Source organism: Motiliproteus sp. SC1-56 (assembly GCF_017309075.1).
Lineage (GTDB): Bacteria > Pseudomonadota > Gammaproteobacteria > Pseudomonadales > Balneatricaceae > Motiliproteus.
In genome coordinates this window covers 1-1,729 of the sequence record NZ_JAEMGS010000033.1, presented here as the reverse complement: position 1 = coordinate 1,729, position 1,729 = coordinate 1, and the positions used below count along the sequence as shown (strand labels likewise).

General features: G+C 48.0%; 2 protein-coding genes. Both read right to left on the bottom strand.

Going from position 1 to position 1,729, the window contains the following annotated elements:
• Positions 1 to 186 precede the first annotated feature (186 nt).
• The gene (locus tag JGZ97_RS18005) at positions 187 to 921 is read right to left on the bottom strand and encodes a serine protease (RefSeq protein ID WP_207064094.1); all 735 of its coding nucleotides are present in this window, start codon (positions 919 to 921) and stop codon (positions 187 to 189) included.
• A 135-nt stretch (positions 922 to 1,056) separates the two neighbouring features.
• Positions 1,057 to 1,602 carry a hypothetical protein gene (locus JGZ97_RS18000; RefSeq protein WP_207064093.1) on the bottom strand — a complete coding sequence of 182 codons (546 nt, stop codon included), beginning with the start codon at positions 1,600 to 1,602 and terminating at the stop codon, positions 1,057 to 1,059.
• Positions 1,603 to 1,729: the final 127 nt, after the last annotated feature.

Sequence of the window (1,729 nt, the reverse complement as noted above, 5' to 3'; positions counted from 1 at the left end):
AGCTCCGTCTGCTTGCCGGAAAACGGGCATGCAGGCGGTGTGAAATGATCAAAAACCGGGTTATTACGCCGCAAATGCGGCTTGAGCAGCGGAGTAGCTCAGGAGATGGGACTTAATCGTAGGTTCCGACTAGTTCTTCCATGTCTATCTACAGAGCTCTGACGCCTATGTTAGACGGCCAGCTACTCATTCCCGTTTTGTTGGCTCCGTGAGCGTAAGCAAGATGTCTGCGAACCAGGCACAATTTAACCCTAGCGCCTCATCCACATTTGTATCCCGGCCAGTCATGTCCAGCCGTCCCGAATGGATACCCAGAAGGAGCCAGGGCATAGATTCTGCAGTGTTATTTTTACACACTACGGGAGCCCCGCTTGACCCGCGATGTGTTCGAGCATCCGTCAGAAAATAGCCATTTCCTTGAAACCGCAAGGCAAAAGATGATGCGTTTATTGCGCTGCGGGCGACTGGGAGGTTATGCAGCGTGTCATGAAATCCAAGCGGAAACCCGACTATGAGCAAGGGCGTCCCGATCTCCAGAGTACCATTCTGAGCCAATAGGTTCTGCGGCCCGAAAGCCTCGAACACGACTTCTTTCGGTAACTGCTCCCGGAAAATTTGTATCACAGCAACGTCGATATCCCCCGCTCTGTCGAATCCGGAAATCCACTGAGATTTGCCGTCTACGTAAAGCGGTATAGAGTAATCTATCGCACGTGCCGCGTTGTTCCTGTCGGTATGCAGTTTTATTACGATTCGGTCGGGAGAATGATTTGATTTGGCGTCAAAGAAGACGTGTCTACTAGTTGCCAAGAACAAATTTTCATCACGCTGGAAGAAGAATCCTGTGGCGTTGGTTAACGAACTCTGCCCCAAAAAAGTAGAGACTTGGGTTGCGCAGAGCAAAATCGATTCTATTTCCATTTGCACTCAGGACCGGTCAGCCGCCACCGCAGTCCTCCAACAGTCTTGCTGAGAGCTACCATGGCCGTCTAACGCCCGCAGCAAGGGCAAACTTGGAGCGCCAGCGGAAAGTTTGTCCCTGCCTGCTTGCGCTTGTTAGGTTTCGAGTTCACGAGACTGAATAATTCCATTGCATACATATAGACAACTTCTGAAGGCCTCTTCGGCCCTCTCAAAAAAAGCATCATTTAATACTAACTCTTGGCGCCCACCACTATAGTATTTGAGGACGTACCCATTATGTTGATCATGTATTACCTGTCCATGAGCGAAGGCGTTTCTCCACAGCATTAGTTTATTAAGATTCGCCTTTAACTCTTTAATACTATCAGGGTCGAGGAGCTCGAACTGCTCAAGCATTCTGGTGAATGACTTTCGTTTAAATGAGAAAGTGAAGTCTGATGTGCCAATGACCTCGTTAACAAAATAATCTCGCTTAACCTTGGACTCTTTGAACAAGTACTTACTCATGGCCTCAATAATTCGATCTTCGATCGTAATCATTGCTGCAAGTATTTCAGATCGGTTTTTCTCGATAATTGATATATCTTCTTCCGCTGCAGACGGAAAACCTCGAGCTTTATCCTCATGGTCTAGATTGAGCCGGAGTGTAATCGCTTTGGGAAAGTTGAACTCTCTCATAGAGACCTAACGACATAGATCACGAGTCCCACTTGCGTTTTCTGCAATTGGGATCTCGTGTATCGATTTGTTGTTGTGCGCCGACCATGCCATAACGGCCAGCAAAGGAAAGTAGTCAGATTTGGTG

Bases quoted from the DNA above. Each gene is read 5' to 3' on its own strand.
- JGZ97_RS18005 (WP_207064094.1), bottom strand. From the start codon at position 921: ATGGAAATAGAATCGATTTTGCTCTGCGCAACCCAAGTCTCTACTTTT.
- JGZ97_RS18000 (WP_207064093.1), bottom strand. From the start codon at position 1,602: ATGAGAGAGTTCAACTTTCCCAAAGCGATTACACTCCGGCTCAATCTA.